This is a genomic window from Chamaesiphon sp. OTE_20_metabat_361, assembly GCF_031364565.1.
This window is the reverse complement of sequence record NZ_JANLWO010000645.1, coordinates 1-2,461: the sequence shown is the minus strand read 5'-3', so window position 1 is coordinate 2,461 and position 2,461 is coordinate 1. Positions and strand designations below refer to the sequence as shown.

General features: G+C 45.9%; 2 protein-coding genes and 1 pseudogene. All 3 read right to left on the bottom strand.

Translation table 11 applies throughout. The annotated features are described in order from the left end of the window. Positions 1-683 (bottom strand): TrkA family potassium uptake protein (locus RMO35_RS18550; protein ID WP_309742988.1); only part of this gene is annotated, 683 nt, incomplete at its 3' end. 153 nt (positions 684-836) lie between these two features. Continuing rightward, positions 837-2,171: a TrkH family potassium uptake protein gene (locus RMO35_RS18545; RefSeq protein ID WP_309742986.1), complete on the bottom strand. Its 1,335-nt coding sequence runs from the start codon at positions 2,169-2,171 to the stop codon at positions 837-839. 126 nt (positions 2,172-2,297) lie between these two features. Continuing rightward, positions 2,298-2,461: pseudogene (locus tag RMO35_RS18540) on the bottom strand (cation:proton antiporter); the annotation flags it as partial.

Here is a 2,461-nt window from a genome sequence, read left to right as displayed (position 1 = left end):
TTAGTCCCGATTACCACTAACACATCGTTCTGATGGAGCCGCCGATCTGGTTTTGGGTTGATATCAAAATTTTGAGACTGTCCGATTGCTAAAACATTGAGTCCATAATCGCTCCGCAGCCTGAGTTCCAGGATGGTTTTGCCGTAAAAAGACTCTGGCACTTTGAGTTCGACAATACTATGTTCGGGATCTAAATCGAGGCGATCCAAAATTCCAGGCTTAACCAGTGTCTGCGCTAAATTGCAACCTGCTTCATATTCCGGTAATACTACTCGATCGGCTCCAACTTTTTGGAGTAGCTTGGCATGAACATCTGAAGAAGCTTTCGCGATTACATAAGCAACACCAGCTTCTTTGAGATTGAGGGTGGTAATAATACTTTCTTGTAAGTAGTTACCGATCGCCACAATTACAGTATCAAACTCAAAGATGCCCGCCTCCTTAAGTGCTAGCGGATTAGTAGAATCTAAGACTACGGCGTGGGCAGAAATTCCGGCAGCTAAAATATCAGCAACTCGGCTTTCATTAACATCTGTACCCAATACCTCATAACCCGACTGGTGTAGCGTTTCGCATACCGCTCGTCCAAATCTACCTAAACCAATTACGGCAAATTGGCGAGCTTTGTTGGGTCTTAAGTTACGAAAAAAGCTGAAAGCAGGACGTTCTGTTGAATTGGACATAATTTTGAGGGGAAAGGGGAAAGGGGAAAGTGAATAGATAAGATTTCAGATACATTGTAGGGTGGGCACTGCCCACCATCAGGGTTTCAGATGATTCTAGTAGTTGAAATAATTGTGCCGACCTACTTACTTATCGCTTAATTGCTTATTTTTTTACCCAACTAATAGGGATTCTTCTGGATAACTGACAGTACTAGGTTGAGGATCGCCTAATATAGAGGAAATCAGTAACAAAATTCCGACCCGTCCGATGTACATGGTCGCGATCAACACTAGTTTACTAAAAGATGTCAGCCCTGCGGTAATCCCGGTCGAGAGTCCGACGGTGGCGAAGGCAGAAACTACTTCAAACAAGATAGTGATAAAGTTGAGCTTTGGCTCGGCGATTGAAATGGCAATCGTCCCACAAAGGACTGTCACCATCGAGCCAAAAGAGACCGCAATCGCCTTGAGCAGAAGTGTATTTGGCACCTGACGGCGATAGAGAATCACCGACTCTTTCCCTTGCAAAATCGCATAAGTGCAGCTTGCGATCACCCGTGCGGTACTGGTTTTAATCCCGCCAGCCGTGCCGCCCGGACTACCCCCAACGAACATCAGCGCAACCGTCACAAACATCCCCGCGATCGTTAGTTTGGATTGGTCGATTGTATTAAAGCCAGCAGTGCGGGCAGTGACAGCTTGAAACCATGCGGCGAGTAGCTGCTCGGAAATACTCAGCGATCCTAATGTTTGGGAATTTCTAGTCTCGATCGCCCAAATCACCAAAGTACCACCAATTAGTAAAAATAGGGTTGTACTTACAGCTACCCGAAAATTCAACGTGCGCGCCGTCTTCATTTTTTGCCGCCGCAGCCGCTCTTGCAGCATCACATACAACTCCAAAATCACCTCATAACCAATCCCCCCAAAAATAATCAATCCGGTAATTACCGCGTTGACTAACAGGGAACCTCGATATCCCACCAAATTATCGGAAAACAAGCCAAAGCCAGCATTGTTCCAAGCACTGACGCTATGGAAGACGGCAAACCACAGCCCCTTTGCCCAACCGAGATCGGGGACAAATACCAGCAGCAGTAAAAAAGCTCCCGTTAACTCAAACAGCAGCGTTGTGGCAACAATTGATTGCAGAACTTGCGTACTACCTTGAAGCGCACGGCGATCGAGTGATTGTTGAATGGCAACTTTGTCCTTTAGCCCAAATCTCCTGCCTAGCAACAGCAGTAGAAAAGTTGTCACTGTCATATAGCCCAAACCGCCGATCTGGATTAGCAGCATAATTACCAACTGTCCAAATCGGGAAAAATGAGTGGCGGTATCGACGACTACATGCCCTGTAACGCAGACGGCAGAGGTAGAGGTAAACAATGACACGATCGGGTCATTCCACTGCCCGCTCGTCGTCGAGAGCGGCAGCATCAGCAGCATTGCGCCAGTCAATATGACGGCAAGGAACCCCAGGCAAATAGTACGAGAAACTGTCATTTGAATTAATTAATTAATATTTAATAATTAATAATTATCGATTATTAATTATTAAATGATTTTTTGCTGGTTAGCGATCGTCAGGTGCGTTGTTCGATCGCTAACATATCTTACAGTTAAAGCGGATTACTCGCTAGTCGATTCAACTGGAGTATCGGTTTCGACAGCTCCTCCAAAGGCAACGCGCAGAAATGGTGGAGCCACAAAAGTCGTCAAAATCACCATGATAATAATCGACACCTGTAACGGTTTATCCAAAATACCACTCGCCGCACCGATCCCGGCAAACA